Consider the following 25,089-nt stretch of genomic DNA (forward strand, 5'->3'; position numbering starts at 1 on the left):
GTGTCCGTCGTCATCACGTCCGTCAACATGAAGGGGGGCGTCGGCAAGACGTCTACCTGCCATCACCTCGCGGGGGCCCTGTCGAAGCTCGGCCGCCGCGTGCTGCTGGTCGATAACGATCCCCAGAGTTCGCTGACGCAGGGCTTCTGGGGACGGGTCGCGACGAGGCAGCTCGACCCGTCGTCGACCATCGCGTCGCTGTATGCCGGCGACCGCCCCTTCCCCTCGGCCGTCATCCACCCGACCGGCCTGGAGGGCGTCGACCTCCTGCCCGGCTCGCTCGCGGCCGAGGACTACAACGTCCCACGCCCGCAGGACGCGCCGGCCGACGTCCAGAACTGCATCCGCGACTTCCTGGACGAGGCCCGCGAGCCTTACGACCTGGTGCTGGTCGACTGCCCCCCGACCCGCTTCGGCTGCTCATGGGCCGCGATGATCGCCAGCGACTTCCTCATCGTCCCGACCCAGCCGGAGGACTACGGGGCGCAGGCCCTGGCCGACGCGTTGGTGGCCGTCGACCTGGTCGTCGCGGGGCCCAACCCCGGGCTGCGGATCCTCGGCTACCTGGTGACGATGGCGGTCCTGCGAAGCTCCGTCCACCGGATCTACCAGGAGTCGCTCAGGGCCGAGTACGGCGCGGCCGTCTTCGACGCGGTTGTGCCCCGTTCGCTCGACTATCCCGAGGCGATCGCCAAGCGGCAGACGGTCGCGCAGGCCAAGCCCAGGTCGGCCGCGGCGAAGGCCGTGGCGGCCGTGGCGGACGAGCTGCTGGCGAGGCTCGAGGTCGCCCAGTCTGCGTCTCTCAAGAAAGGGGCTGCGTGATGGCCGGCATCGACGAACTCAGGAAGGCGATCGGCGGCAACGTCGCGGACTCGACCGGCCGCCACGGCGCCCCGGTGTACGGTTCACCGGCGGCGGGACCCCGGCCGGTTGCCGCCGACCAGCAGGGCGTGAAGCGGTCCAAAAACGCGGCCGAGATCGAGACGTCCCGAATCCGGCCCGATCCCAATCAGCCTCGCGAGGTGTTCGACGACGAGGCCATCGCCCGGTTGGCCGACTCGCTGAAGACTCGGGGCCAGATCCAGCCGATCCGGGTGCGGTGGGACGAGCCGTCCGGCGTCTACCTGATCGTATGCGGCGAGCGTCGCTGGAGGGCGTCCATGCTGGCGGAGCTTCCGACCATGACCTGCGTAATCGCGGACGGGCCGGTGTCGTCGGCCGACCTGCTGGCCATGCAGCTCGTCGAGAACATGCTGAGGGAGGACCTCCAGCCCGTCGAGCAGGCCAAGGCCTACCGGGCCCTCATGACGGCCAACGAGTGGTCGGTCCGCCAGCTCGCCCGGGAACTGGCGCTCGACCACACGCTGGTCCTCCGGTCGCTCTCGCTGCTCGACCTCCCGACCGAAGTCCAGGATCGGGTCGAGCGGGGCGAGCTGTCGGCGACCTCCGCCTACGAGGTGTCGAAGCTCGAGGGCGATCCCGAGGCCCAGGCCGAGGTTGCCGCGGCGGTCGTGGCCGGCGGGCTCAACCGCATGGAGACGAGGGAGGCTGTCCGCCAGGCGACCGCCCGCAAGTCGCAGGGCAGGGGGGCCGCGGCCAGGCCACGCAAGCCGGTCGTCAAGACGGTTCGGGTGGCGGAGGGCAAGATCACGATCGAATTGCGCAAGGGCCTCGATTCCGCCTCGATCGCCTCCGCCCTCCGCTCGGCCCTTGCAATGTTCGACGGGCAGGAGGCGGCGGCCTGAGTCGCTGGTGTACGGTACAACGAGGGGCGTTCTGAGCTTGGCGGTGGACGGTACACCGCCGGGTTCCAAGGCGCGAATTAGCTCGGCGGCTCACCCTAGCCGGCGGATCGGTATCCCGTGGATCTGTGCGTGCCTCAGCACGCCCTCCCGGGCCCCGGGGTCGCCGAGCAGCCGAGACGGCAGCCAGACGATGAGGTTGTTCGCCGCATTGCAGAGGATGATCCCGACCGGGGCGTCGACGACGAGCTTGACCAGGCCCCAGCCGAGCGACATCTCCAGGATCTCGCTCTTGCAGTCGATCCGGTCCTCGGAGATCCGCACCTCGGTCTCGAGGTTGTTGTCGATCGTGGCCCTGTAATACCTCCTGGCCCGCCGGTCCACAGCGGCGGGCAGGCCGAAGGCCAGATAGGCCCAGATGGCGATCATCATCGCTGCCGGGATGAGGGGAGGGGGGAGGTCGGGCGGCCGGCGGAAGAGCCAGACGGCCGAGGCCGCGATCGTCAGGAGCGTGATGAAGCCCAGGAGCCCGAGGGCAAGCCATCGAATTTGCCATCTCACCTCGATGCGGGCCCTGCCCCTCCAGAGGTCGACCGCATCCGACTCGTCGAGCCGCCCCCGGAAGACGATCGTCCCAGCCACTAGATCAGGACCGGTTCTCATCTCACCTATCCCCTTGGTGGCCAGCAATTTTAGGCGGACACCAAATGATTCCAGACCCTAGCCGGTCGCTGGCCTGGTTAACATCCCCAAGCTTGTCGAACGCGACGAGGCCGGAGGGCTGCGGTAGGATCGGTGTGTCACTCTCCGCCGAGACGTCAGCGGCGGCCATGTCGGTGTTTTTGATCGTCCCGTCGAGTCGTCGGCAGGCCGCGGTGCGCACTTTGCCCTGGTTTCGAGGGTAGAGGCGAACTCACTCGAGAGGTGCTGAAGCTCATGATCAGGGATCATCGGCTGCGATCGATCTGAGTCGTGCTGATCTTCCTGGCTGCGGGGGCCACCGGCTCGGATGCCCAGTCCCCACCCGGGACGGCGGGGGATCATCTCGTCATCGCGCCCAGCGATGTGGCGAAGACGCCCGGTCCGGCCAAGGCCACGAGGGCTGAATACCGCGTGGGTCCCCCCGACCTGCTCATCGTCGAAGTCGTGCAGGCCCTTCCGAACAAGCCGATCACCGGCGAGACGCTCGTCCGGCCCGACGGCACGATCTCCCTCGGCTACTACGGCCAGGTCTCCGTGGACGACCTGACGCTGCGCGAGGCGAAGGAGAAGATCGTCCTCCAATTGCGAAAGTTCATCACCGACGAGTACCTCGGCCTCGTGCATGAGGACGAGGAGACGGGGGAGAAAGTCGCTGTCGATCCGGCCGACCCGGACACCGTCATCGTGGACGTCGCGGCATACAACAGCAAGCACTACTACGTCCTGGGGGATGTCGTCACCCCGGGCAGGCTGCCCGTCACCGGCAACGACAGGGTGCTCGACGCGATCATCTTCGCCGGCGGACTGACTGCATCCTCCGTTCCGCGCGCCATCCGGCTGGCCAGGCCGTCCCCGACCGGGGCCAGCGGCCCGCAGGTGCTGCCGGTGGACCTGGACGCAATCACCAAGAGGGGAGACACGGCCACGAACTATCTCCTGATTCCCGGCGACTTCCTAAGTGGCTCATCCGGCAAGTGTCCTGACACCCGGTACGGCGGCGATTCCCGGCGTTCGGCGTGGTTGATGGCGACGACGACGGCCCCAGACGAAGGGGTGACGATGCGCGTTCCAGTACGCTGTCGCTCGTTCGACCGCCTGGCAGATCTCCTCCCAAGTCTCGAACCGGCGGCCCTTCAACGCCAGGCTTCTCAGCACCTTCCACCACGGCTCGATCAGGTTCAGGTACGCCGCGGAGACTGGCTGGAAGACGAACTCCCAGCGGGGATGGGCCAGGCTGAACAGCAGCACGTCGGTGGCGCGGTGGGCGCTCAGGTTGTCGAGGATGGCGTAGACCCGTTCGGCGTCCGCCGGGACCCACGCCTCGACCTGGCCGAGGAACTCGACCCAGTTGCGGGTCGAGCGGCTGTCGTAGGGGCGGGTGAAGGCTTCGCCAGTGGCGGGTCGGAAGCGCCGAAGACGTAACCCTTGCCGCGGCGGCCGTAGTCGGCCTCCTGCCGAGCGCGGCCGGCGGGCTGGCGGCTGCCCTCGGCCGTCGTCTCGGGCTTGGTTCGCAGGGGGTTCTGTCCCGGGAAGCTTTTGGCGCTCTCCGGCCCCATTTCGTCGAGGCAGACGACCGCCGAATCCGCCGGAGGCTCGCGGTAGAGTCGCTCGATGGCCCCCTTTTTTCGGCGAATTCGGGGTCCACCCGCTCGCCGAACCACGTCTCCTGCTTGCGCCAGCGGAGGCCCTCCTCCGCGAGGATCTCGTCGATCCGACTCCGCTTGATGGCGATGTCCTTCTGCTCGTTGAGGTAGGCCTCCAGGCGGTCGAGCGTCCAGCAGCCGAAGGGCAGGCCCAGGTCCTGGGGGGCGGTCAGCGCGACGGCCAGGACCTCGGCCCGCTGGTCGACGGTATAGGTCGGCGGTCGGCCGGCGCGGGGCCGCTCCTGGAGGCCGGCCATGCCCAGCTCGCTGAAGCGACGGATCCAAGCATAGACGGTCGGCCGCGAGCAGCCGAGGGCCGCAGCGATGGTGGGGGCCGATCGGCCGTAGGCGGCCTCCTGGACGATGCGGGCTCGCTCGACCAGGCGGACCGGGGCGGTGCGCGAGTGGAGCAACTCGGCGATGGCCTGCTGCTCCTCGGACGTCATCGGGCGGAGAAGGACGCGGGCGGCCATGGCGAGGTCTCCTGGGAGATACCTCCATCCACCTGCAAATCACCTGCCGGATGAACCACTTAGTCGTCTCGCGCGACCCGAAGTCCGATCGGCCGGTCGAGACTCCGGAGTCCGCGTCGATCGAGCGTCGCCTGCAGTCCATGGAGCGTAGCCTCGACCGCATCATCAAACTCATGGAAGCCTCGCGAGCCCCGAGTCTGGATCCCACTCCGACAAAGCCATGAGCGGCGAACGATCCTTCAAGGGGTGCGGCCGTCTGGCTCTAGGGTAGCAGTAGCCGAAAATACCGGACGCCTAGTCCCAGCGCGAAGTCGCCGAGAAACTCGTCGTCGATGGGCTGGATCATGCCGCGACGGTGGCCGAGGTCCGACGGCGTAAGGCCGCGGCCAAGGGCCCGAAGGGCAGGGTGAGCAATCCATCCAAGCCCGTCGTGAATTCCATGCGGGTCCCGCATGGCAAGGTCATGGTCGAATTCCGCAAGGGGCTCGCCTCTTCTGAAGTCGAGGCGGCGTTGTTGCAAGCCCTGGAGATGCTCCGGGGAAAGAGGCAAGATGCGGCCTGACCGTCTGACGACCTGATGCCCAGCCGCCGAATGATCGTCGCAGCGTCCGGGCCGTGGGACTTGCCTCATTGACAACTGACTCGGCGGGGACAATTGTTTCGAGTGTGCTTGAGCGACACCCGGTTGCCGTCGGCCCAGGCTCTCTTCGCCTCCGACCCGCCACTATCCTCGCCGAGAAAGTGATGATCGGAATGACGCTGAGCAAAGTCAAAATCCTGGCCGTCACGATGCTGGCCTTCGGGCTGTCGCTGGTCAGCCTCGACACGTTCGGGCAGTCCGGAGGTCTTGGAGGTGCAGGTCCGTCCGATGTCGCCGCCGTGCAGGTGCCGTTGAAGGGGGGATCACCGGACCTGCCCCGGACCCTGGATAAGATCCAGGCCGACGTGAAGGAAGCGATGCGGGAGAATGCCCGACTGCAGGAGGCCCTGCGGACCACCGAGGGGCAGTTGGAGGCGATCCGGGCCGGCATTCAGGACCAGCCCGCCGGCCAGAATCAGGACGTCGGCAAGGAGGCCGCAGAACAGCTTCTTGGTGCGATGAAAGACGGTTCGTCCCGAGCCGTCGATCGGCTTGTCGAGGCCCTCGGACGTTATCCCGTGACGCGGACCCCCAACGATAGCAACGGCACCCAGCTCTATCTGATGGACCTGGCCAGTGGCAAGGCGATGCTCATTGCCGACCGGCCAAGCCCCGGCTTTGATAGCTGTGGATCTCCCAGGTGGTCGCGTGATGGCCGACGGATCGCGTTCGACGCCACGATCTCCACGGAGCTCCAGCGCGCCCGGATCAAGACGCTCGAGGTCCGCGACGGGCGACCGACGATCGCCGACCTCGGCCCGGGCAATTGCCCCAGCTTCTCGCCGGACGGCGAGCAGGTCGCATTCCTGATCAACCCCGGGGCGGAAGGCAACCCGCAGCCCGGAGTCTGGATCATGTGGGGCGATGGCTCTGAACGTCGCCAGTTGACCACCGAGTTCGGCGCACCGAACTGGTCACCTACCGGCCAGGGGTTCCTCATCAAGGGTTTCGGCCAGCCTTCCACGAACACCATGTTCCGGCTCGAAGACGTGACGAGCGGGGTCATGGCTGTCCCCGGCCACGAAATCTTCTCCTGGCCGAGCTGGGTCGATTCGGGAACCGTCGTGGCTTCAATCCGGGCCCAGGACGGGGCCGAGTCAATCGCTCTGCTCGATGTCCGCCAGCCGCGCCAATCGAAAGTCGTCGAAGTCCTCTGGAAGCGTAACGCCTCGCTCGACCTCAAGCCGTTCTCGCCCGTCTATCATCGGGACAAACGACGCTGCTACTTCGTCGGGGTTGAGGAAGGCAAGCGGACGCTCATCGCCATCGATCCGGCCCACCCCGACCAACCCGTCCGCCTCGAAGGCCGGGGCTTTGACGATCGCCTCGGCGGGCTGACTTTCTCGCCCGACGGCCGTTATCTCCTCTATGCCGCCGATCGCCCGCCGATGGCGTCGAATCCCTGACCCGCCAGGCCGGCTGAGCTTCGCAAAGGGATCGATGGTGGGTTAATTGCCGGACTGCTTTCTCCGGCCGCAGAATCAATGGCAGGGCAGGGGCAGGAGGCGGCAATAACCTTTTGGAGATCAGCCGAAGACACGGCCGTCTCCAAGGCATTCGACGACCGGGTCCAGGGCACGCTACCTTGACAGCCAGGGCCCGCAGGCCAATCGTCTCGGGCGTGCTCGGTCCATCTCGATCCCTGACGATCGACGTAATGGCAACAGCACACAGGAAGAATACGAGTCCGGCCGCAACAGGCGTCAAAATTGCCGCCAATGCAATGGAGATTGAAACGAAAACCCCCCACTCTCTGAGCGTGAAGTAGAACAACAACAAGACGAATGGACTCGAAATCATTAATATAAAAGGAATTGTATATTTTAGAAATAAATATTCCATAATATTTCCGCGATCCCCGATGCTTCGCGGGCGGCCGCGGCGGTTTCCCGCCGGCCACTCACCCGGCATCTTACCAAGATGTCATCGCGGAAGTCGTGCGAGGCCGAGGCCGGGCAGGCCGACTCTCGCTGTCGAGGCGGGGGCTATCGGCGTGCTCAGGAGTCGAAATACTCGTCCCAGATCCCCCGCGGCGGGGGCTTCTTCCCTTCCTCCGGCAGCCGGAATGGAGGCCCCGCGTGGCTGTCCTCGCGGCCGGCGGTGAATAGCCCGATCAGGAGTCCGGCCAGGCAGCCGACCAGACCGCCCGACGCCGCGAACCCGGCGGCAATGACGCCCAGGATGATCAACGTCGCAACCCCGCCGTCGCCATTGTCTGGTAGAGCGCCCTGGCCGGATAGCAGGGCGAGGAAGCACGCCAGGCCGCACGAGCCGCCGATCAGTGAGCCAGCGAGCGCGAAAAGGAATGCTCTCATATCCGTGATACTTGCTCGTTCCTGTGCGAATTGGATGTGGGCAGGACATCCGGCCTTCGGCCCACGGCCCGGCGAGTCCGGGCTCGGGCAATTCAGGTGCGGAATGAGGCCGGTGGTCCGGGATCATTCTGGGCACTCTCGGACGTTTCCACCACATAGTTCCGCATGACCCAGGCCCGCATCGCCGGCCCTTGCTTCAAAAGCTTCGGGCTCAGCCCGAACACCCGCGGCCGCCCCTTGGCCTTCCGCTCTCCGGCTGGCTTGGGACGGGGGGGGTTGATGGGGGTCATCTCAAGCTTCGCCGTGGACCGATGAATCCGATCAGGCCATGTCGAGCTGTTCGAGACGGACCGGCTTGACATCTTTCGGCAGATTGGCGCTCGGGTGTACGTGGGCCTTACCGCCCAGGTCGAGTCGCTTGGCGATGCCCCGGGCCGCACGCTCAAGCTCCGGATTCCTGGTGCGAGTTCGGGTCTGGACGAGCGCGCTGACGATGGTCGTGAAAAGGCCAATAGAGGCGATCCCGAGGCAGGCGGGCGCGGCGAGGGCAGGGGCCCATTCGGGGCTGAACTGGTACAAGAGCGCGGCGCCCGCCCCGCCCAGGAGAATTGCACCCAAGCCAACGTTCGTCGCGAGTTCGATCCGGGCCAGCCTGCGACAGCAATCCCGGCAGCCTTCCAGTTGGACGTAGATGCGCCTGTAGACGATCTTCTTCGAATCGCTCTTCGAGTTCGTGGCGCACAAATAGAAGGTCGTCGGCAGTCGGGTGGGCTCCCCGCACAAGAGACACTCCGCCTGTCGAGATGCATCACGCGGTGACATCGTTCTGTCCTCCTCCTGAAAAGTGCCGCCGTCCGCGGGCTCCCGGCGAAGTCGTGGGGGGAGGGCACGTGCTAATCTTCCTCGCCGACGTCGCCCCTCAGTAGATGGATCAGGCCAGCCAGGGCGACGAATCCGCCGACGCTCATCACGGCTATCGACGCGAACCACTTCCCGCCGATCCGGTACAGGACGTCGAAGATCAGCGGCACGCTCCTCGGATCGCGTGTGCCATCCTCCAGGCCGTCGAGGTAATGGAGAAGGCACCAACCGAGGAATGCGACGATGAGGCCGCTGAAGATGGCGGCCCGGGAGTTTGACCCCCCGGGCGAGGGAGTTGGATTCATGGATTGCCGATACGCCTCGTGCCGTCGGTCGCGGGGACCAGGCTTGACCACGGCCGGCGGGTGGAACTCGCGACCAAGGGTCGACGGGCCACCGGTCCGCTCGCTGGGGGTAAACCTCGCCTCAGGTTTCTGAGCACGTATTGAACCCGGGCCGACTATCAGTGTCCAGCGAGGAGCGGGCGGATCGCTGCGGCGGCTTGCAGCGAAAACTCGCCACCTTGCCTGAGGCCAACATCTCCGTCAGCGTGGCGTGGATCGCGTCGGCCTTAGAGCCCTCGAAGGCATGCGTTTCCTCGCCACGGGGGTCCTCGAACTTCAGGCAGGAGGGGCCATGGGCCCCCGCTGGCTTATAGGCCCACTCCCCCACGTGGGCCAGGTTCACAGTGCGGATCCAGCCGTTCGACCTCTCGATGGTCAGGAACATGGCGGGGTCGTCTCCTTGTGGGGGAATCCGGGCACCTGCAGCATCTTAAATTTGCTGAACTTGTTCGTCTCGCCGTCGTTGGCCAGGGCCGTGACCGCCCGGTAGACCTGCTCGGCCTCCTTGCCGTCGAAGTGGTGCGGCGACCCGTTGTTCATCCGGAACGTGATCGACCTCGGCACGTCGCCGAAGCGGTCGCGGTCCATCTCCAGGGTGCTGATGAAGCCGACGTTGAGCGTCAGCCGCGGCGTGGCCAGGAACATGGGGCGGGCTCCCTTCGAGGTTGATGGGTCTGGCTGTGCACGGCTCACTCCCAGACCTCGACGGGGCAGTCGAGGAACTGGAACACGGTGGCGACGAGCCTGCCGTTCTCGTAGACCTCGGCATGCACGTACCCCTCGTCGGGCGTCGGCAGCGTGTGCTCGACGTGGGTCACGAGGTCCGAGGACGCCAGGCCGCGGCCGAAGTAGGCGCGGTGCATGAACGCGTACCCCTCGCTGTCCACGTAGGCCACCATGAAGGTGGCGATCGGCTCGTCCTGCACCCCCTCGAACTCGAGGCGGTAGATGCCGCCGGTGGCGGGCTGGAAGCTGGTAGCGGGCCGTCCGTGGTCCCTGAGGCGGGAGAGGAGCCGGACGGCGGGCCGGGCGATGCGCGAGGGGCGGGTCGGCCGGGCGATGGTCAGCGGCATGGTCATGGCGGACTTCCTGTGCGTGCGAGATGGGTTGGGCGGGGGTCGGCGTCTGGCCCCTCGGGCCCTGCGATCAGGAGGAATAGGCCCGGGTCAGGTCGTTCAGGGGGTCGGGCTGCTGGCCGGCCGATGCGTCGAGCCGCGTGAAGATGAACGCACCGCCGCCGGGCTCCGGAAGGCAGGTGACGCCCGCCAGCGGGGGCTTGGCCGAGATGAAGGCGACGAAGTCCGGCTCATACGCCACCCGCCAGCCCAATACCCCGACGCTGAAGGTGGTCGAGGGCGGGGCGGTCGGCACCGGGGGCTCGGAGTGGTCGGGCTCCAACTCGAGCACCTAGTCCAGCGGCACGACCGCTACCTTGTAGACCCCCCGGCTGTACTTCTCGCCGGGCGTCGGACGCGAGCTTTCGTGGACGATCTCCTCCGACTCGTCGCGGTCGTAGACCAGGGCGTACAGCTTGCCGTCGACCACGATGCCCAGGTTGCCGCGGTCGACGAGCTTGGCGTCCATCGTGTCATCGGCGGGCCGCAGCCCCAGCAGGGCCTCGAGGCAAGCCCGCTCGGCCCCGATGTCGATCTGTTCCAGGCCGCCGATCATCAAGGGCCAGCGATCGAACTCTCGTAGGGGCTGACTCTCGCGATGATGTCGTAGATCTTGTCGTGGAACTCCCGCGAGGAAGTGAAGTTGCGGCAGGCCTTGCGGACGATCTCGACGGCCAGCGGGTGGGTCGTCTCCGACAGGGGGGCGTCCAGCATCGTTGCGGTCGTGGTCATGGCGAATCGTCCTTGGTGTGAGGCCATCCGGGCTGTGCACGGGGTGGGTTGCACGGGCCCCGGGGTTCGTCCCCCGGGGCTGGCGGGATGGCCTCAGGCCTCGAAACGATAGAGCGATTCCTCGTGGACCTCGGCCGGGCACTGGCTCAGCAGCCGCATCTCGTCCTCGGCCTCCAGCCGGGCTTCAAGCTCGGCCGCGGTGATCAAGCCGGCCGGCGGCGAAGTCGGCCAGGTCCTGGCTGTCCCAGTGGGCCAGCTCCTCGACGAGCGTCATGCGGGGCGGCTGGAGGTCGGTGCCGAAGTCCAGGGCGTAGTTGTAGAACTCGGCCGAGTAGAACAGGACGCGGGCGGCGGGCTTGACTGAGGCGAGGGCGGGGGCGAAAGTGATCATCGGTAGGGGGCTCCAAGAAAGCCTTCTGCCATTCGGGCCTCGATCGGTGACAGCCGGTCGGGGCCTTCTGTTTTAGTCCCGGGTGACGTTCGCTCAGGACAATTGCAAAGTAGCGTCACGCTAGCGTTTCGCGATTTTCTTTCGGGGCGGAGTCGCGTCGAAATTCGGCGCCTGCCGATTCCACAACCCGTTGCCTTCCGATAGCGTGACGCAATACTGGTTGATAGCGTCACGCTATATCCGCGTCATCGCGGTTAAACCACTATCGGGGGGCATTTCTCGTGACATGCGAGGCTCCTGCATTGGCACGTAAAAGCAGCCCTGAACCCTCGGGAGCGTCCGAGGGGCCGAGGCCAATCGCGATCGCTGTGCGGGCCAGACCTGAGTGGAAAGGGTGGGCCGATCGCCTGCGGGCTCACGCAGCCGAGAAGCTGGGCGTCCCGGTCTCGCTCAATGCGCTAGTCGGCATCGCGATGAGTCAGTACGCCAAAGCTATCGGGTTCAAAGAGCCTCCCCCAGAACGGTGACCTTTGGCCCATAAAGGATCCGTCATGAGCGAGCCGATCCGCGTGGCCGACCTGGGCCTCGAGTCGTCCTACCACGCCGCCATCCTGGCCAGACGCCTGGGCGCCTACCGCTCCAAGCGATTCTGGCTGCGGTCTCAGGTCGCCATCGGGGGAGTGGCGCCCAACGCGGCCGCCGCGATCGTGCGGGAGCGGTCCGAGTCGTGGATCCGGCCTGGGTCGTTCGAGCGGTGGCTGGCCCAGACGACCGGCCTGGCCATCGAGCACGAGCTGGCCGGCAGCAGCCTGGACATCGACGGCAACCCCTTCGACCCCGACGGGCATGCCTTCCTGGAGAGGATCGGAGTGACGCGGGACTCGCACCCGCGACTGTTCCGGGAGGCCGACCGGTGAGCCACCCCGACTTTGCGTCGATGACCGGGCAGGAGCTGCGGGACGTGGTGGAGGGCCTGCGGCAGGACTTCGACCGCGAGGCCCTGGACGCGCTGCTGGCCGCCCAGCTGGCCGACCTGACGCCCGAGCGGGCCGCCCAGGTGGGCAGGGCGAGGGCCCTCGCCTCCGCGGTGATCGACATCCTGGATGCCGAGGGCAGGAGCCGGGTCGACTTCCTCGGCGACCTGGCGTTCGAGGCCGCGCCCGATCTCGACGTCGGCATGGCGGCGGCGGTCGGCGGGCCGGGACGAGGGGATGGTTCGCGACCTGATCGCCGAGGGCGAGGGACTGGTCGCGTACCTGCTGGTATTCCTGGTAGGCGACGGGCCGGCCCTGCGGAAGCTGGAGGCCCTGAGGACCGCGGCCGCGATCGCGACGATCTTCGGCCCGGCGGGCCATGGCCAATTGGCCTACACGACCAACGCCGGCCGTCAGTTAGTGGAGCGAGCCAGGCGGGAACTGCCTCCGCTGGACGGCGTCGAGTGCCACTGAACCGGAGGGACAGATGAACGAGATCCAGCACATGCCTCACACCGCCACGACCTCGCCCGCCGACGGGAAGGGGGTCGCCACTGTTTACCCCCTTGGGGCGATCCCCGATCACCTGCCGACCTGGCCAAGCAGATTGCGCAGGGCCTCGGCCCGGTAATGAGGGTCCTGGGTCCGGCCCAGTACGAGCACGTCGCTCGCTGGGCCGCCCGCATCGTCCAGAGGATCGGCACCGGGCGGACGAGTTCGCAATCGAGTCCTGCCACCGCACCCCGCCCGGGGTGTCGGCCGTCCAGCACCGGGCCGCGACGGACGTGGTGGCCGGCGTGATGGGCCTCACCGGTACGGCCCAGCAGGCCGGCATCGCGAACATGATCGGGCAGGATTTGTTCGTCCTCTCGCTCCGTATGCCGCGGCCGTTCGAGAGGTAATCATGACGATGTCCCGCCGAGGAAACGCACGGCCGGCTCGCGGCCGAGCGACACAAGGCCCGCGGCGACGAGTCCGGGCCGCCGGGACACGACGGCCCTCGACTCTGGACGGATCGCCGACACGAGCCGCACCGTCAATGCGGAGACCCAGGCTCCGGCGCGTCCCGACGTCGGTCGTCGACGACGGTGCTCGCTTCGATCCGGTTCGACCCGACCTCCACCGGGCCGACACGGCCCTCAACTTGGATGCCCACCGTCTGCGTCTGACCCGGGCCGCGGCGAGTGTCCCGGATCTCGTTGCCCTCGAAGACCAGGCCTGATGGCTCGCCGCGGACCCGGATCCCGGCCGTGCCGGGTTCCCGGCCGTTGTCCTCGATGACGTTGTGCTCTAATCGATTGCGGTGCGGCGACATCCCCGCCGTCTCGTCACGGAAGAAAACGCCATTCGAGCCGTTGCCAGTGATGCGGTTACCTCGCAGCAAGTTGTCGGAGTCCTTGTGACCGATCGAGATACCGAACCGGCCGTTGCCCTCCAGGCGGTTCTCTTCGAAGACCCCGTGGCGAACGCGCCAGCAGAGGAACAGGCCATCGGTGCCGTTCTCCCGCGCGGTGCAGCCACTCACCACGGCTCGTTGCGATCCGCTGCCCGGGTGAAGCCCGAGCTCGGCGTTACCCTCGCTGATGCAGTCGATCACCTCCACGTCATTCGACTGCTGGAAGCTAATCCCGTCACCGTTGTAGCCCCGCACGACGCAGCCTCGGATGGCCGTGCCAAAGCCACGATTGAGGTAGATCCCCGCACCACGGCAGCCGTTCAAATGAGGATTGGCTGCCTTGTTCCCCTCGATGATCAGATCCTCGACGCGTGCGCCACGGATGTCCGAGCCACTGATGACCGGGAAGACGGTGGCCGCTTTCGCGTGGGCGGAGACCATGCAGTCGGCCATCAGCGGCGCGTCGAACGCGACCGTCTGACCGCGCCGCCCGATGATCCTTGCCACGGTGGTGTGGAAGCCCCCCGCGTTGTCATCCCAGATGGCCAGGCCGGTGCCCGGGGTGAAGCCCTCAGGCTCCGTGAGCGTGACCTGCTGCTCGCCGAAGTCTCCGTCGATGGCCAAAGCTGAGACGGCCGCATCGGCCTTGCGCAGGACGGACTTGCCCTTGATGCCGCGGACTGTGACGCCCGAGCGGAGGTGGAGCGAATCACGCATCAGATACTCGCCCTCGCCGATCTCGACGACCCCGCCGCCCAAGCCGGCCACGTAATCGACTGCCGCCTGTAGGGCCCGGTTGTCGGACCCGACGATGTCGGACCCCGCCCGTCCAACCTTGACGCTCGGCCGCTCGCTCATCTCGGAGTGCATGGCATGCGGGAGCTGACGCTCTTCCGCCTTCGGCGCGAGGTCGTCTGCGATGCTGTTCGTCGAGGCCACAGCCAAGGCGAGGGCAATCCTGCCAATCTGCCGGAGCAGGGCCGATGAAGGATTCGTGGTCATGGAGGGTCTCCTGGGGGTGCCCGCCCGTCACGGTGGACTCTCGCGGCGGTATGCCTGCCGGCCGGATGTCGGGAGAACGCCTGGTGAAGCAGGTTCATCGGCCCCAGTATGTCTGTGGCCCGCAGGGTAAGGAAGGTCTTGGCCTGCTCGCGACGGCCGCCTTGCAGATACGGCGATAGCGCGGACGAACATGGGGCGAACCAATCAAGACCTAGTCCATTTCGTGCGTGTGCCTGCGGAGGTTCGCGCAGTCCGTGTCGACCCCGTCGGACCCTCCCAATAAGGGCGTGGCGGGTATGCCCCACAATCGATTCAATCGCTCCATCGTAACTTTGGCACCATAGCGGCCATTATCGGACCCAGGAGAGCGTCGGATCGTCCCCCTACGCCGGGCCAGCATTTCGGGACTCGAGCCTCCCGCCGTCGATCCTCGACCGGCCGAGATTCAGGCCGAGCACCGGGCCGCACCGAGCGCCGGTCTCGCGACCTCAACGCCGCGTAGTAGGCCGCCAGCACACGAAGCGTCTCCGGATCGGCCGGGAGTCGGTAGCCGGCGAGGCTCCCGGGAGACTTCGATTCGAGCTCGCGGTGCTGCCGCTCGAACTCGCGGCGGTCCGCCTCCCACTCTGCGGCAAGCGAGTATCGGACCACATCTTGAACGGCTCGGTCGCAATTCCTGGACGCAAAGGCCCACTTCCTGGAGAGGCCGACGACGCCACAGGTCGAGGAGCCATGGGACCCCGTCCAGGAACAACACTGTCAGCTCACGACCCTTGTCCAGACTGTCAGCTCACGGCCCTCGGCCAAGCCCGTTGCAACCTTGACGTCCGGGCTCCTTGTCCGCGTGAGGGATGGAAGTGCTGGCAAGCGGACTGAACCGGTTCTCCTGAACGGCTCGAGGTCACCGGCGACGACGATCCCGGACGTGCTGCCGGCTTCGTGAGCGTGCCACCCCGCCATCGGGAGCCGCTCGCATCCGAGGATGCTACGAGCGACTCCGCCCGGCGGCCGACCTTCAGACTCGCCTCGGCGGGGTCGGTACGGCTCCGGGACCCGGCACCTCCGACGGCCTCCGCACGCTCCTCAGGCGATTCGCACCGTACGTGAGTTTGTAGGTGGTGACATAACTGTTATCGAAATCTTGCGAGTAACCGTTGAACGGATTCAAGCCCACGTGCATGTTGCCGCCTTGGAGGATAGCGGCCGGCTGCAACGAACCTGGTGCAAAGCCCGGCGTATCCTTGCCCCACTGGGTGAAGACCTCGAACCGGGTCGCGAGCCCCTGCCCGGGGATCTTGAAGTCGAAGTAGGAGCCGCCGCCCTTGTAGTCGACGGGATCGGGGCTGGCCGTTACCAGGGCGCCGGTGCCGAAGAGGGCCGCGGCGGCATCATGGGATAATTCCTGGTAGCCGCCCTTGCCGTCGGGGGTCTCCAGGGCCCACTGGTGGATCGTGACGCCATCGAGGTCGGCCCATGTGTACCAGCTTTGATAGAAGCCGTTCACGCCGTAGAGGGTGTGGCGGTAGAGGGTCTCCGACAGGTGCGAATTCGTCGAGATGGTATAGAAACGGCCCAATCGCCCCGTGAGCTCCTGCGGTGCGGAGACGGCCCCCGGACCGAACCAGTCCTTGTTGTCGCTGTTGTAGCTGGGGGTGAAGTCATAGCCAGGAAAGGAGAACTGCGGCGTCTCGCTCTGGAGGGCCACGATCTGGGCCTTGGCGTCGGCAATCGCCTGGCCACCCGGCGATGCGAACGAATATTGACTGTTCGTGGGATAATAGCTCCAGGTCGGGCCGCTGGATCCGTCGGCAATGGGCAGGGCGCTGTTCGGCGTCTCCCATTGCACCTTTTCGCCGGAGGGGATGAAGAAGGTGAAGTTGGGGAGCGTGTCGTTCGGCCCGTTGTCGGTGGGGGCGATGAGCTTCCACGAGAACGCCCGTGGCAAGAGCTGCTCCCAGATCGACCGATCATAGTTCTGCCTCACCACCGCGGCCGCGGTGGCTTGGTCGTTCGCCGAGGAAGTGAACTGGATGGTTCCCATGGCCTCGAGCAGGCCGAAGTTGCTGAACACCGACTTCAGGAAGCCTTGATTGGTGAGGAGATCGAAGGTGTTCTTGTACGCGTTCAACGCCGTGTTCTGCATGTCGATGGCCGCACCGAGGATCTCTAGGCGGGACGGCGGGGGCGGCGGAGGCTTCGGATTCCCGAAATCGCCGTCGAGCCAGGCGTCGATACTGTTGACGATCAGATTCCCGGCCGCCGCGACGGCCAGGCCCGCGGCGGGGGTCCCGACCGCACCCGCGAAACTCGCGCCCACGGCGACAAGGCCGGCGAGCAGCCGCTCGATCCAGGAGTTCTGATTGACCGGCGTTGGCAGCGGTATATCCGTCAGTCCGGTTGTCATCAGCTGGGCGATGATCGTGGGGTCTTGCCCGAGGAAGACCTCGTTTGATGTGGACCACGCCTGGAACCTGAGGAGGTAGTCGTTGTAGATGTCCGATCGCGCGTCGTTGGCCCGGGCCAGGCGGGTGTCGACCGAGACGTAGGCGTCATGGATTTCAGGGTTGTGGATGAACGCGTCGACGATCGTCGTCCAGTCCTGGGGCGAGTAGGCGTTGAAGACGTACTGATAGCTGATGCTGGCGATCTGCGGATTGTTGAGATCGTCCATGATCACCTGGAACGGGTTCCAGGTCGTAGTGAGCCAGTTGCCGATGATCTTGGGGTCGGTGATGTCGCCGATCTGGCGGAAGTCGGTGAAGTTCACGAGCCCGGGGGAATTCGCATTTGCGCCGGCCGATGCGATGGTCGTGAGGGTCTGGTACGCCTGGCTCTGGGCGGCCGTCCAGACGGGCCAGTTGTTGTCCGTATAGGCCGGGTTCTGGTACTTGAGGAGGAGGTTCACCGTGTCCGTGTTCGCCCCAGGATAGGTCTGGAACTCGGCCGTGAAGGTGCGGGCCGACGGGCCGGAGGGGGTCTTCTGCGCGCCATTCGGATTGAACGCATAGACGCCGTCGTCTTTCGTCGAGATGCCCAGGGTGTAGGTGCCGGTGGTCGCGGCGACGTAGGAGAACTGCGCACCCGCGACTGCCGCCCCGATCTCCTTGCCGTCGGGACCCCAGATCCGGACGGCGAAGCCCGTGTCGGGCTGGTTATCCGTCGGGACGATGGTCAGGAGCACCGCATCGAGTTGGTTGAGCGTGATCGCCCAGTAATCGACGGTCCCGTTGTCGATCTTACGGTCCGATTGATTCGCGACGTTGTAGGGGGCGGCCAGATTGGGGACCGTCCATCCCGCGAGGAAGCCGGGGACCCGCTTGACGCTCAGCCCGGGATTCTGGGCCAGGGTCGGGACGAGCCCTGTCGAGGTGGCGGCCGAGCCCAGGACTCGGGCGAACATCCTCGTGTAGCCGAGAGGCCCGCGGAATGCCTCGAGGGCGGACGCCTGCTGCTGGGGAGTGCCCGACGTCCCGGCGAACTGCTGGAAGGCGTCCAGCGTGCGGGCCAGGTGGAACTCGCGCCCGCCGATCAGGGTCCGCAGGAACCCCGCACGCGCCGGGGCGCCGCGGTCCAGGGCGGGGACGGCCCGGGCCAGTTCGTCCGACGACGCTGGCCGGTTGAGCAGCTCCATCGTCGCCGCCCGGACGAAGCCGGTGTTGGTGGCGCCCTGGGCGTCGAAGTACTCCGGCCTGGTCATGACCTGGAGGAGGGCCCAGGGTACGTCCGCGCCGCGTGTCTGCATCCCCCCGACCAGCGCCCGCGACTCGGCCGTCGTCGGCTCGCGGTTCAGCAGATCCTCCGTGAGTCTCCGGACGAGCCCTGTCTGGACCTGGGGTGTCCGCAGGATGCGTTGGAGCGCGCCTTCTCGGGTCAGGCTCCCCCGGTCGATCCCTCGGTCGAGTCGGGCGAGGAGCGGGGCGGGGAGTGGCTGTCCGGCGAGGAAGGTCGTCACTTCGCCCATGATCACGGACGTCGCGATCCGATCGGCCGCCCGGGCGGCCTGCGCGGATGCGGCCGCGAGGCCGCTCGCCATCATCGTCCGCCGTTCAAGTCCGAGGACCTCCGGCCGGAACGCCTGTCGGCCTCGCCCAGTCATCGGCCGCGATCGCTTCGGTCGCTTGTTCATGTTGTGTCGATCGCGCAAAGGTATCGTGCGTGCGGCTCATGGAATCGAGGGCATTGTAACCCACTCGTGCATCCTCCTGACATGGCCGGCCATGCCTATCGCCATCGCCGGGAGGCTCAACGACGAAGGGCACACCACGCGGGGATGCAGGCCGTGGGGGCAGGTCCAGGTCGTCAGGATCCTGCGGAGGGCAGGGAACACATAAATGCATTGGCGTAGATAAAAAATTTTACAGTTCATAAAGGGCGTTATGTCCTGTAATCGGACGGTTCGGTTGGGGCCTCCATTAATTGTCGAAGGGCGTAACCGCAGAATCGGCGACGGGGCCTATTTGGCACCTGGCAGCGATTTCTTCCGCCGGTCCGACTTCTTGCGAGACGCGAGGACAGCGTCGAGATCTTCCGTGTGGGTCGTCGCCCATCGGCACAGCGACGTCACCGGCTCCAGAAAGGAACGTCCCAGCGGGGTCAGCTCGTACTCCACCTTCGGGGGCACTTCGGCATAGACCGTCCGCTTGACCAACCCGTCGTGCTCCAAGACCCTGAGCGTCTGCGTCAGCATCTTCTTCGACACGTCAGGCAGGCAGCGTTGCAACTCACCGTACCTCTTCAGACCCTTGCCCAGGATGAAGATGACGATGGGCCGCCATTGGTCCCCGACCACGTCCAGGAGACGGCGGGTCAGGTAGTCCTTGCCGTAGACCGTCATATCGTCGCCCATGATTTCGTCCTTTTTTGGCCCCTAGGGTACCAAACGGTTCCTACTTGCGGAATCGACCCTTGGAATCGCATCTATTGCTAAGGCAAGACATTGACCCTGAAGCACGAACGGCGGCTCGGCGGTCGTTGTCGATTCAACCGACGCTCGGAATGGAGGAAGACGATGGCGGACTTGAAGGGCAAGGTGGGGGTCGTGACCGGTGCCGGGAGCGGCATCGGTCGGGCGACGGCGTTGGCGATGGCGAGGGACGGGGCGTCCGTCGTACTCGGCAATCGCGACGCGGCCAAGGGCGAGGAGGTCGTGGCCCTCATCGTGCGAGACGGCGGGAAGTCCGTCTTCCATAGGACCGACGTGAGCAAGCCTGCCGATGTGAAGGCCCTGGTCGACAGGGCGGTGAAGGAGTTCGGGCGGCTGGACCTGGCGGTGAACAACGCCGGGATGGACGGCGAGCAGGTGCCGCTCCACGAGCAGGACCTCGACAAGGCCGACGCCTTGTTCGACGTCAACATCAAGGGCGTGTTCTTCTGCATGAAGTACGAAATCGAGGAGATGCTCAGGACGGGCGGCGGGAGCATCGTGAACACGTCGTCCATCTTCGGGCTGAATGGATACCCCGGCTGGAGCTTGTACGTCGCCACCAAGCACGCCGTCACGGGCATGACGAAGTCGGCGGCACTGGACTATGCCAGGTCGAACGTCCGGGTGAACGCGGTCGGACCCGGCCCGGTGGAGACTCCGCTCCTGGCGAACGGGACGGGCGGCGACCCGCACAGCTACGCCGCCTTCGTGCCGATGGGGCGGATTGGCCAGCCCGACGAAATCGCCGCTGCCATCGTGTGGCTCCTGTCGGACGAAGCCCGGTTCGTCACCGGCCATACCCTGCCCGTCGATGGCGGCGTGTGTGCCATGTAGTTCCGACTTCCCTACCGCCTGCGAGGAGGGGGCGTCCTTCAGTTCACGTCGGGTGGCAATCCTATGGGAGAGCCAATTGCTCATCGCAGGGGAGCGTGACGCCTTTCACAAATGATAAAGTTCGTCGTAGGAGGCTTGTGCAGGATGAAGGGGGTTATCCTGCACGACTTGGCTTAGCTCCAATTGGTTGCAAGGATGCAATTTGGGGGACGCCCTGGACGGCTCTCGACATCCCCCAAAGTTCCGCGTTACTTCAACGGCGGCAAGTCAGGCAGGCGGTGGTCAGGTCGCTGAGGGAACGCCGCTCTGAGCCCGTTCGAGTGAATCGACCACGGGCAAGGATTCGATTGCGATGCTCGAAGCAATGCAAGGTGGGCGGCTCGGTCGGCCATGCGATTGCCGACGGAGTCGAGCATGCGAGGGTCGGGGAGGTAGTTAGGTAGGTAAATCCGGCTCATGGATTCGGCTCCTGGTGCGTCTACTCGGCTCGGGAGAGCGTCTCTTCCGTTCTCTATTTTTGCCTGAGGAGCCCTCAACTGAAGACGCCGACCGAGATGACGAAAACGGCAGCCGTTAACTCCAGACCGATTGCCGGAGATGAAGGGAATTATCTCCGGCAAAACCGACTGGCTGGTTTATTAACTAGTGATAGTTTTTCCATGTAAACTATTCGATAATTGTTCACATATTTGAGTAGTTCCCATTTTGGTCCTCCAATCCTAGTCCATGGGAGTTCCGGTTGAATGCTTCCCGAGCTCTTGGTCGAAACCTTGTTGAGCCTTCATCACCTCGGCAAGATACCGGTCTACCCAAGTGGCCATCGCACTTAGGGGTTCGTGAAGTGTCGAGCCGAGGTCGGTGAGCGTATACATCACGCCCAAGGGTGCGGCCTGGATGACCGTCCGCTTGATGAGACCGCTCCGCTCGAGTTTGCGTAGGCACTGCGTGAGCGTCTTCTGCGAGATTCCGCCCACCTCGCGACGGATCTGATTGAATCGGCTTCCACGGTTGCTGCAGATATTCGAGAGGATGAGCACCGTCCATTTGTCGGCGATCTCGCCGAGGAGAAGCTGATACTTCTCGGCAACTTCCTTCGACTCCTCGCCGGTGGTCATGGCCAGGTCTCCGACATCCTTTGCCATTTCCAATCCCCGTTACTAGGTTACTTTTAAGGTACCTAGTGGGATTTAAGTGCCTAATTGACACCAGGTACCCTAAGGATACCATTGTCCTTAACGGAGGAGAACTATGATTCAAAACCCATCGCAACAACCCGCCGCCCTTGCGAGCGAGCAGGCAATCCAGAGGCTTTGCTCCACGTACGCTCACCTCCTGGATGCGGGCCGCTTCGAGGAGGTCTCGGAACTCCTCAAAGACGCCTCGTTCACCGTCATTGACCTGCGGGCCGAGGGCAAAGAGGCCATCCATCGGCAGTTACTCAACGGAGTTCAGGTCCACGAGGACGGGACGCCCAAGACATGGCACGTCAACACAAACTACCTCATCGATGTCGATGAGAATGCGAATGCGGCCACCTCGACCAACTACTTCACGGTCTTCCAGGCGCACACCGACTTCCCGCTCCAGCCGATCGTGACGGGCAAATACCACGACCGCTTCGTACGCATGAATGGAGATTGGCGGTTCGTCGAGAGGCGGGTTGAGCCGAGGTTGTTCGGAGATTTAAAACATCACGTCCGCACGTCGGACACAAAAATAGAGTGAAAATTATGACCAAGAGACTTGAGGGAAAGATCGCCGTCGTAACCGGCGGCGGCAGCGGAATCGGTTTCGCGATCGCGAAGCGTTTTGCGGAAGAAGGCGCGACGGTTGTCATCGCCGGAAGGCGCAAGGAGACGCTCGATGCCGCAATCGCCGCGATCGGGCACGGGGCTTCTTCGTTCGCGGCGGACGTCTCGAAATCTAGTGAGATGGACGCGCTCTATGCAGACGTGAAGGCGAAGCACGGGCGGCTCGACGTGCTGGTCGCGAACGCGGGGGGCGGCACCTACTCGCCGCTCGGGAAGATCACCGACGAAGAGGTCGACAGTATGTTCGGCACGAACGTCAAGGGCGAGATCTTCGCCATCCAGCAAGCGATGCCCCTCCTGGGTGAGGCCTCCTCCGTGGTCGTTGTCGGCTCGACGGCTTCCCTCCAGCCGGGCGCGAGCATGGGGGTCTACGGCGCGACGAAGGCGGCGGTTCGTAACCTCGTCCGCAGCTGGGTCCTCGATCTCAAAGGGTCGGGAATCCGCATCAATGTCCTGAGCCCCGGCCCCGTCAACACCCAGTCCCTTCGCGATGCGATCGGCCCCGAGAACATCGAGGCGGGCCTCACGTTCCTCACGGGTCGAAGCCCCATCGGCCGCATCGGCGAGCCCGAGGAGATTGCTAGCGTCGCGCTGTTCTTGGCGAGTGACGAGTCGAGCTACGTGAACGGGATCGAGCTGTTCGCAGACGGCGGGGCTTCTCAAGTCTAAGACGAAGCTCCGTTCCGGATGAATGCGTGCTCGAATCCGTTAACAAATGCGAAGGAGAAAACAATGACTCGAATTCTTGAGGACAAAATCGCGCTGGTGACCGGCGGCAGTGCCGGCATTGGGCTCGGCATCGCCCAGCGTTTCGTGGCCGCGGGCGCCACGGTCGTGATCACAGGACGTCGGCAACCCGAGCTCGAAGCGGCGGTCGCCCTCCTGGGAGGGAAAGCGTCCTGGCTGCAGGCCGACGTCTCCAGCCTGTCCGACCTCGACACACTCTTCTCCAGCGTCCGCAACCAGTATGGGCGGATCGATATTCTGGTGGCGAATGCCGGGATCGGGGCGTTGTTGCCGCTGGGGCAGATCACCGAGGAGCATTACGACAGCATCTTCGACATTAACACCAAAGGGATGCTCTTCACCGTGCAAAAAGCCCTGCCGCTGCTCACCAGGGGAGCGTCGGTCATCGTCGTCGGCTCGGTCTCGGCCCGGCGAAATCATCGGAACTTCAGCGTCTATGTCGCCTCAAAGGCGGCCGTGAAAGCGTTCGTCGAGAGCTGGGTCCTGGACCTCATGGGCACGGGGATTCGAGTGAATTTGCTCAGCCCTGGCCCGGTCAAGACGCCGGGAATGCTGCGGTTCTTCGGGCCCGACGAAACAGAGCAGCAGATCGCCGCACTGGCCGCCAGTGTCCCCCTCGGACGCGTGGCAAACGCCGAGGAGATCGGAGACGCCGCCGTCTTCCTGGCCTCGGACGCAGCGGCATTCGTCAACGGTGCCGACCTTGTAGTGGACGGTGGAATTCTTAGGACCTGAGCGATCCGAATGCTGGCGATCGATCCTCGACGATGCATCTCCTGGACCCATTTTGCGTGCCGATGGCCTGAACATCAGGCTCTTCCGGGAACAGCGAGGGTCGGAGTTGAGCAAGCGGTCGGGGCGGAGAAGCGATGCATCGATTCGATAAAATTAATTTATCTGGAAGTGACAATATGCCTCCCAAAGATTTTGAAATCGCCCCATCGAATTCGACTCGACGGATCCTCGCCATCGGCACGATCCTTGCGGCCCAGTTCATGCTGCAGATGGATTTCCTGATCGACATCGTGGCCCTGCCGCGAATCCAGGCGGACCTCGGCTTCAGCACGGCCGGCCTCTCCTGGGTCCCGAACGCCTTCGCATTGGCCTTCGGCGGCCTCCTGCTGCTCGGGGGGCGGTTGGGCGACATCTACGGGAAAGTGCGTGCGTTCCAGGCGGGCCTCGCGCTCTTCCTGGCGGCCTCGTTGCTCGGCGGGTTCGCTCAGTCGCCCGCCGTACTCATCCTGGCGCGGCTGCTCCAGGGCATGGGGGCGGCGGTCGCCGGTCCTAGCGTGCTGGCGCTGATTACGGTGATGGCACGTGACGAAGTCGAGCGGAACCGCGGGCTCTCCCTCTTCATCGCGGTGTCGTCGATCGGTGCATCGGCCGGGCTGATCCTGGGAGGCGTCCTCACCGACTTCTTCTCATGGAGATGGTCACTCCTGATCAATCTGCCCGTCGGAGCATTCGTCCTCATCCTCGTCAGGATCCTGGTCGCGGAGACGCCGCGAACGCCCGCCCGCCTCGATATCTGGGGTGCCGCGACTGCGACACTTGGGTCGTTGGCGATCGTCTATGGCTTCATCGGTGCGGCAGACCACGGGTGGACATCGATCGGGACGATTCCGGCCTTCGTTGCCGCCGCGGTGTTGCTCCTCGCTTTTCTACGAATCGAAGGGCGTATCGCCGAACCATTGCTTGAATTGGACCTGCTCCGCAATCGAGCACGGCTCGGCGGGCTGGCCGTCATGGCGATCGTCGTCGGCATGCACTTTTCCATGCTCTTCTTGGTCGTCCAGTATCTCCAGCAGGTCCTCGGCTTCGGCCCGCTGGCCGCCGGGTTTGCTTACCTGCCCCTGACTGCGACCGTGTTTATTGTCACTCAGTTCGTCCCGCAGCTTATCGAGCGATTCGGTGCCAGGTTACTCCTGATCAATGGAAGCATACTTGTGGCTTCAAGCCTGGTCGGATTCGCGATGCTGAGTGCGACCAGCTCCTATTTCCCGGCCGTGCTCCTGCCCATGTTCATCCACGCAATTGGCATCGCTCTGGTATTTGCTCCCGGCACCGTGGCGATCATGGACGGCGTCCCCGACGAGCATGCGGGGGCCGCTTCCGGGCTCCTGCAAATGGACCAGCAGATCGGCGGAGCACTCGGTATCGCTGCGATCATGTCGATCTATGCGATCCCTGCCGTGCCGGGGCAGTTCGTAGGAGGCCTCTCCGGAGCGTTCCTTGGTGCGGCCATCATCTCGACCATCGCGGCATGTATCGCTTGGTGGGCGATCCCTGAGCGACAATCGACTTCCAGGTTGAGCAGCCTTGAAGTTTGACACTCACGACGCTCGGGCTCTTCACCTCGCGTGAGATCACAGCGGTCCGAGAAGCCCGAAGAGCTTTCGCATCTCGTCGCTCGTCGCTCGTTGCACCATAAAGGGGTTTATTG

Annotated in this window: 30 protein-coding genes and 2 pseudogenes; 13 read left to right on the plus strand and 19 right to left on the minus strand. The window is 65.1% G+C overall.

All coding sequences use genetic code 11. The features are described from left to right. Together EP7_RS27945 and EP7_RS27950 are read left to right on the plus strand one after the other, a co-directional pair. On the plus strand, positions 1–822 hold the full coding sequence (locus EP7_RS27945; RefSeq protein ID WP_463528564.1) for a ParA family protein: 822 nt from the start codon (positions 1–3) through the stop codon (positions 820–822). Next, positions 822–1,745 (plus strand): ParB/RepB/Spo0J family partition protein, encoded by a 924-nt coding sequence (locus tag EP7_RS27950; protein ID WP_463528565.1) that lies wholly within the window; start codon positions 822–824, stop codon positions 1,743–1,745. Before EP7_RS27945 ends, EP7_RS27950 begins: the two co-directional genes overlap by 1 nt. Before the next feature lie 90 nt (positions 1,746–1,835). Here the strand turns inward: EP7_RS27950 and EP7_RS27955 are convergent, their stop codons facing one another. Then, on the minus strand, positions 1,836–2,405 hold the full coding sequence (locus tag EP7_RS27955; RefSeq protein WP_463528566.1) for a hypothetical protein: 570 nt from the start codon (positions 2,403–2,405) through the stop codon (positions 1,836–1,838). A gap of 402 nt (positions 2,406–2,807) precedes the next feature. Between EP7_RS27955 and EP7_RS27960 the strand changes: the two are divergent. Further along, positions 2,808–3,302 (plus strand): annotated as a pseudogene (locus tag EP7_RS27960) (polysaccharide biosynthesis/export family protein); the annotation flags it as partial. A gap of 105 nt (positions 3,303–3,407) precedes the next feature. Here the strand turns inward: EP7_RS27960 and EP7_RS27965 are convergent. Then, complete coding sequence (locus tag EP7_RS27965) at positions 3,408–4,013, minus strand: transposase (protein ID WP_463528594.1); 606 nt, start codon at positions 4,011–4,013, stop codon at positions 3,408–3,410. A 139-nt stretch (positions 4,014–4,152) separates the two neighbouring features. Continuing rightward, positions 4,153–4,560 (minus strand): annotated as a pseudogene (locus EP7_RS27970) (helix-turn-helix domain-containing protein); the annotation flags it as partial. A 406-nt stretch (positions 4,561–4,966) separates the two neighbouring features. On the opposite strand from EP7_RS27970, the gene EP7_RS27975 reads away from it, so the two are divergent. After that, the gene (locus EP7_RS27975) at positions 4,967–5,122 is read left to right on the plus strand and encodes a hypothetical protein (RefSeq protein ID WP_463528567.1); all 156 of its coding nucleotides are present in this window, start codon (positions 4,967–4,969) and stop codon (positions 5,120–5,122) included. Between the two features lie 182 nt (positions 5,123–5,304). Then, entirely contained in the window at positions 5,305–6,606 is a 1,302-nt protein-coding gene (locus EP7_RS27980; protein ID WP_463528568.1) for a TolB family protein, read from the plus strand. Positions 6,607–7,197: 591 nt separating this feature from the next. Here EP7_RS27980 and EP7_RS27985 read toward each other — a convergent pair. From EP7_RS27985 to EP7_RS28035, 11 genes are all read right to left on the minus strand, one after another. After that, a complete protein-coding gene (locus tag EP7_RS27985; protein WP_463528569.1) occupies positions 7,198–7,515 on the minus strand; it encodes a hypothetical protein in 318 nt (105 codons plus the stop codon). Positions 7,516–7,607: 92 nt separating this feature from the next. Then, complete coding sequence (locus EP7_RS27990; protein WP_463528570.1) at positions 7,608–7,805, minus strand: hypothetical protein; 198 nt, start codon at positions 7,803–7,805, stop codon at positions 7,608–7,610. A gap of 31 nt (positions 7,806–7,836) precedes the next feature. Next, positions 7,837–8,337 (minus strand): hypothetical protein, encoded by a 501-nt coding sequence (locus EP7_RS27995; protein WP_463528571.1) that lies wholly within the window; start codon positions 8,335–8,337, stop codon positions 7,837–7,839. Between the two features lie 71 nt (positions 8,338–8,408). Beyond that, positions 8,409–8,681 carry a hypothetical protein gene (locus EP7_RS28000; RefSeq protein WP_463528572.1) on the minus strand — a complete coding sequence of 91 codons (273 nt, stop codon included), beginning with the start codon at positions 8,679–8,681 and terminating at the stop codon, positions 8,409–8,411. Positions 8,682–8,802: 121 nt separating this feature from the next. Continuing rightward, entirely contained in the window at positions 8,803–9,105 is a 303-nt protein-coding gene (locus EP7_RS28005; RefSeq protein ID WP_463528573.1) for a hypothetical protein, read from the minus strand. Then, positions 9,096–9,365 carry a hypothetical protein gene (locus tag EP7_RS28010; RefSeq protein WP_463528574.1) on the minus strand — a complete coding sequence of 90 codons (270 nt, stop codon included), beginning with the start codon at positions 9,363–9,365 and terminating at the stop codon, positions 9,096–9,098. Before EP7_RS28010 ends, EP7_RS28005 begins: the two co-directional genes overlap by 10 nt. Positions 9,366–9,409: 44 nt before the next feature. Next, positions 9,410–9,799: a hypothetical protein gene (locus EP7_RS28015; protein WP_463528575.1), complete on the minus strand. Its 390-nt coding sequence runs from the start codon at positions 9,797–9,799 to the stop codon at positions 9,410–9,412. A gap of 67 nt (positions 9,800–9,866) precedes the next feature. Next, positions 9,867–10,091, minus strand: coding sequence for a hypothetical protein (locus tag EP7_RS28020; protein WP_463528576.1), 225 nt, complete (start codon positions 10,089–10,091; stop codon positions 9,867–9,869). 36 nt (positions 10,092–10,127) lie between these two features. Further along, the gene (locus tag EP7_RS28025) at positions 10,128–10,394 is read right to left on the minus strand and encodes a hypothetical protein (protein WP_463528577.1); all 267 of its coding nucleotides are present in this window, start codon (positions 10,392–10,394) and stop codon (positions 10,128–10,130) included. Next, the gene (locus tag EP7_RS28030; protein ID WP_463528578.1) at positions 10,391–10,567 is read right to left on the minus strand and encodes a hypothetical protein; all 177 of its coding nucleotides are present in this window, start codon (positions 10,565–10,567) and stop codon (positions 10,391–10,393) included. The genes EP7_RS28025 and EP7_RS28030 overlap by 4 nt, the downstream gene beginning before the upstream one ends. Positions 10,568–10,751: 184 nt before the next feature. Continuing rightward, a complete protein-coding gene (locus EP7_RS28035; protein WP_463528579.1) occupies positions 10,752–10,958 on the minus strand; it encodes a hypothetical protein in 207 nt (68 codons plus the stop codon). A 551-nt stretch (positions 10,959–11,509) separates the two neighbouring features. Here EP7_RS28035 and EP7_RS28040 point away from each other — a divergent pair. The 3 genes from EP7_RS28040 (at position 11,510) to EP7_RS28050 (ending at position 12,563) form a co-directional block, all read left to right on the plus strand. Beyond that, positions 11,510–11,875, plus strand: coding sequence for a hypothetical protein (locus EP7_RS28040; protein WP_463528580.1), 366 nt, complete (start codon positions 11,510–11,512; stop codon positions 11,873–11,875). A gap of 294 nt (positions 11,876–12,169) precedes the next feature. Next, complete coding sequence (locus EP7_RS28045; RefSeq protein WP_463528581.1) at positions 12,170–12,406, plus strand: hypothetical protein; 237 nt, start codon at positions 12,170–12,172, stop codon at positions 12,404–12,406. Positions 12,407–12,419: 13 nt separating this feature from the next. Then, positions 12,420–12,563: a hypothetical protein gene (locus EP7_RS28050; protein ID WP_463528582.1), complete on the plus strand. Its 144-nt coding sequence runs from the start codon at positions 12,420–12,422 to the stop codon at positions 12,561–12,563. Between the two features lie 405 nt (positions 12,564–12,968). Here the strand turns inward: EP7_RS28050 and EP7_RS28055 are convergent, their stop codons facing one another. The 3 genes from EP7_RS28055 to EP7_RS28065 form a co-directional block, all read right to left on the minus strand. Beyond that, positions 12,969–14,330 carry a right-handed parallel beta-helix repeat-containing protein gene (locus EP7_RS28055; RefSeq protein ID WP_463528583.1) on the minus strand — a complete coding sequence of 454 codons (1,362 nt, stop codon included), beginning with the start codon at positions 14,328–14,330 and terminating at the stop codon, positions 12,969–12,971. A gap of 1,015 nt (positions 14,331–15,345) precedes the next feature. After that, entirely contained in the window at positions 15,346–18,366 is a 3,021-nt protein-coding gene (locus EP7_RS28060) for a hypothetical protein (RefSeq protein WP_463528584.1), read from the minus strand. Positions 18,367–18,783: 417 nt separating this feature from the next. Then, entirely contained in the window at positions 18,784–19,176 is a 393-nt protein-coding gene (locus tag EP7_RS28065; protein ID WP_463528585.1) for a winged helix-turn-helix transcriptional regulator, read from the minus strand. A 162-nt stretch (positions 19,177–19,338) separates the two neighbouring features. Between EP7_RS28065 and EP7_RS28070 the strand changes: the two genes are divergently transcribed. After that, positions 19,339–20,088: a glucose 1-dehydrogenase gene (locus EP7_RS28070; RefSeq protein WP_463528586.1), complete on the plus strand. Its 750-nt coding sequence runs from the start codon at positions 19,339–19,341 to the stop codon at positions 20,086–20,088. Between the two features lie 719 nt (positions 20,089–20,807). Here EP7_RS28070 and EP7_RS28075 read toward each other — a convergent pair. Beyond that, a complete protein-coding gene (locus tag EP7_RS28075; protein WP_463528587.1) occupies positions 20,808–21,230 on the minus strand; it encodes a winged helix-turn-helix transcriptional regulator in 423 nt (140 codons plus the stop codon). Between the two features lie 106 nt (positions 21,231–21,336). On the opposite strand from EP7_RS28075, the gene EP7_RS28080 reads away from it, so the two are divergent. Continuing rightward, positions 21,337–21,813: a nuclear transport factor 2 family protein gene (locus tag EP7_RS28080; RefSeq protein ID WP_463528588.1), complete on the plus strand. Its 477-nt coding sequence runs from the start codon at positions 21,337–21,339 to the stop codon at positions 21,811–21,813. Here EP7_RS28080 and EP7_RS28085 read toward each other — a convergent pair. Beyond that, entirely contained in the window at positions 21,780–21,977 is a 198-nt protein-coding gene (locus EP7_RS28085; RefSeq protein WP_463528597.1) for a hypothetical protein, read from the minus strand. The two genes, EP7_RS28080 and EP7_RS28085, sit on opposite strands and share 34 nt — an antisense overlap. Here EP7_RS28085 and EP7_RS28090 point away from each other — a divergent pair. The 3 genes from EP7_RS28090 to EP7_RS28100 all read left to right on the plus strand — a co-directional run bounded on the left by EP7_RS28090 (position 21,885) and on the right by EP7_RS28100 (position 24,976). Further along, positions 21,885–22,568 (plus strand): SDR family NAD(P)-dependent oxidoreductase, encoded by a 684-nt coding sequence (locus EP7_RS28090; RefSeq protein WP_463528595.1) that lies wholly within the window; start codon positions 21,885–21,887, stop codon positions 22,566–22,568. The genes EP7_RS28085 and EP7_RS28090 overlap by 93 nt on opposite strands. A gap of 63 nt (positions 22,569–22,631) precedes the next feature. Further along, the gene (locus EP7_RS28095) at positions 22,632–23,381 is read left to right on the plus strand and encodes an SDR family NAD(P)-dependent oxidoreductase (RefSeq protein WP_463528589.1); all 750 of its coding nucleotides are present in this window, start codon (positions 22,632–22,634) and stop codon (positions 23,379–23,381) included. Between the two features lie 134 nt (positions 23,382–23,515). Next, a complete protein-coding gene (locus tag EP7_RS28100) occupies positions 23,516–24,976 on the plus strand; it encodes an MFS transporter (RefSeq protein ID WP_463528590.1) in 1,461 nt (486 codons plus the stop codon). Positions 24,977–25,089: the final 113 nt, after the last annotated feature.

Source organism: Isosphaeraceae bacterium EP7 (genome assembly GCA_038400315.1).
Lineage (GTDB): Bacteria > Planctomycetota > Planctomycetia > Isosphaerales > Isosphaeraceae > EP7.

Coding starts and splice junctions, on each gene's coding strand:
- EP7_RS27950 (WP_463528565.1), top strand. CDS start 822: ATGGCCGGCATCGACGAACTCAGGAAGGCGATCGGCGGCAACGTCGCG.
- EP7_RS27955 (WP_463528566.1), bottom strand. CDS start 2,405: ATGAGAACCGGTCCTGATCTAGTGGCTGGGACGATCGTCTTCCGGGGG.
- EP7_RS27980 (WP_463528568.1), top strand. CDS start 5,305: ATGATCGGAATGACGCTGAGCAAAGTCAAAATCCTGGCCGTCACGATG.
- EP7_RS27985 (WP_463528569.1), bottom strand. CDS start 7,515: ATGAGAGCATTCCTTTTCGCGCTCGCTGGCTCACTGATCGGCGGCTCG.
- EP7_RS27990 (WP_463528570.1), bottom strand. CDS start 7,805: ATGACCCCCATCAACCCCCCCCGTCCCAAGCCAGCCGGAGAGCGGAAG.
- EP7_RS27995 (WP_463528571.1), bottom strand. CDS start 8,337: ATGTCACCGCGTGATGCATCTCGACAGGCGGAGTGTCTCTTGTGCGGG.
- EP7_RS28000 (WP_463528572.1), bottom strand. CDS start 8,681: ATGAATCCAACTCCCTCGCCCGGGGGGTCAAACTCCCGGGCCGCCATC.
- EP7_RS28005 (WP_463528573.1), bottom strand. CDS start 9,105: ATGTTCCTGACCATCGAGAGGTCGAACGGCTGGATCCGCACTGTGAAC.
- EP7_RS28010 (WP_463528574.1), bottom strand. CDS start 9,365: ATGTTCCTGGCCACGCCGCGGCTGACGCTCAACGTCGGCTTCATCAGC.
- EP7_RS28015 (WP_463528575.1), bottom strand. CDS start 9,799: ATGACCATGCCGCTGACCATCGCCCGGCCGACCCGCCCCTCGCGCATC.
- EP7_RS28030 (WP_463528578.1), bottom strand. CDS start 10,567: ATGACCACGACCGCAACGATGCTGGACGCCCCCCTGTCGGAGACGACC.
- EP7_RS28035 (WP_463528579.1), bottom strand. CDS start 10,958: ATGATCACTTTCGCCCCCGCCCTCGCCTCAGTCAAGCCCGCCGCCCGC.
- EP7_RS28040 (WP_463528580.1), top strand. CDS start 11,510: ATGAGCGAGCCGATCCGCGTGGCCGACCTGGGCCTCGAGTCGTCCTAC.
- EP7_RS28045 (WP_463528581.1), top strand. CDS start 12,170: ATGGTTCGCGACCTGATCGCCGAGGGCGAGGGACTGGTCGCGTACCTG.
- EP7_RS28050 (WP_463528582.1), top strand. CDS start 12,420: ATGAACGAGATCCAGCACATGCCTCACACCGCCACGACCTCGCCCGCC.
- EP7_RS28055 (WP_463528583.1), bottom strand. CDS start 14,330: ATGACCACGAATCCTTCATCGGCCCTGCTCCGGCAGATTGGCAGGATT.
- EP7_RS28060 (WP_463528584.1), bottom strand. CDS start 18,366: ATGATGGCGAGCGGCCTCGCGGCCGCATCCGCGCAGGCCGCCCGGGCG.
- EP7_RS28065 (WP_463528585.1), bottom strand. CDS start 19,176: ATGGGCGACGATATGACGGTCTACGGCAAGGACTACCTGACCCGCCGT.
- EP7_RS28070 (WP_463528586.1), top strand. CDS start 19,339: ATGGCGGACTTGAAGGGCAAGGTGGGGGTCGTGACCGGTGCCGGGAGC.
- EP7_RS28075 (WP_463528587.1), bottom strand. CDS start 21,230: ATGGCAAAGGATGTCGGAGACCTGGCCATGACCACCGGCGAGGAGTCG.
- EP7_RS28080 (WP_463528588.1), top strand. CDS start 21,337: ATGATTCAAAACCCATCGCAACAACCCGCCGCCCTTGCGAGCGAGCAG.
- EP7_RS28095 (WP_463528589.1), top strand. CDS start 22,632: ATGACTCGAATTCTTGAGGACAAAATCGCGCTGGTGACCGGCGGCAGT.
- EP7_RS28100 (WP_463528590.1), top strand. CDS start 23,516: ATGCATCGATTCGATAAAATTAATTTATCTGGAAGTGACAATATGCCT.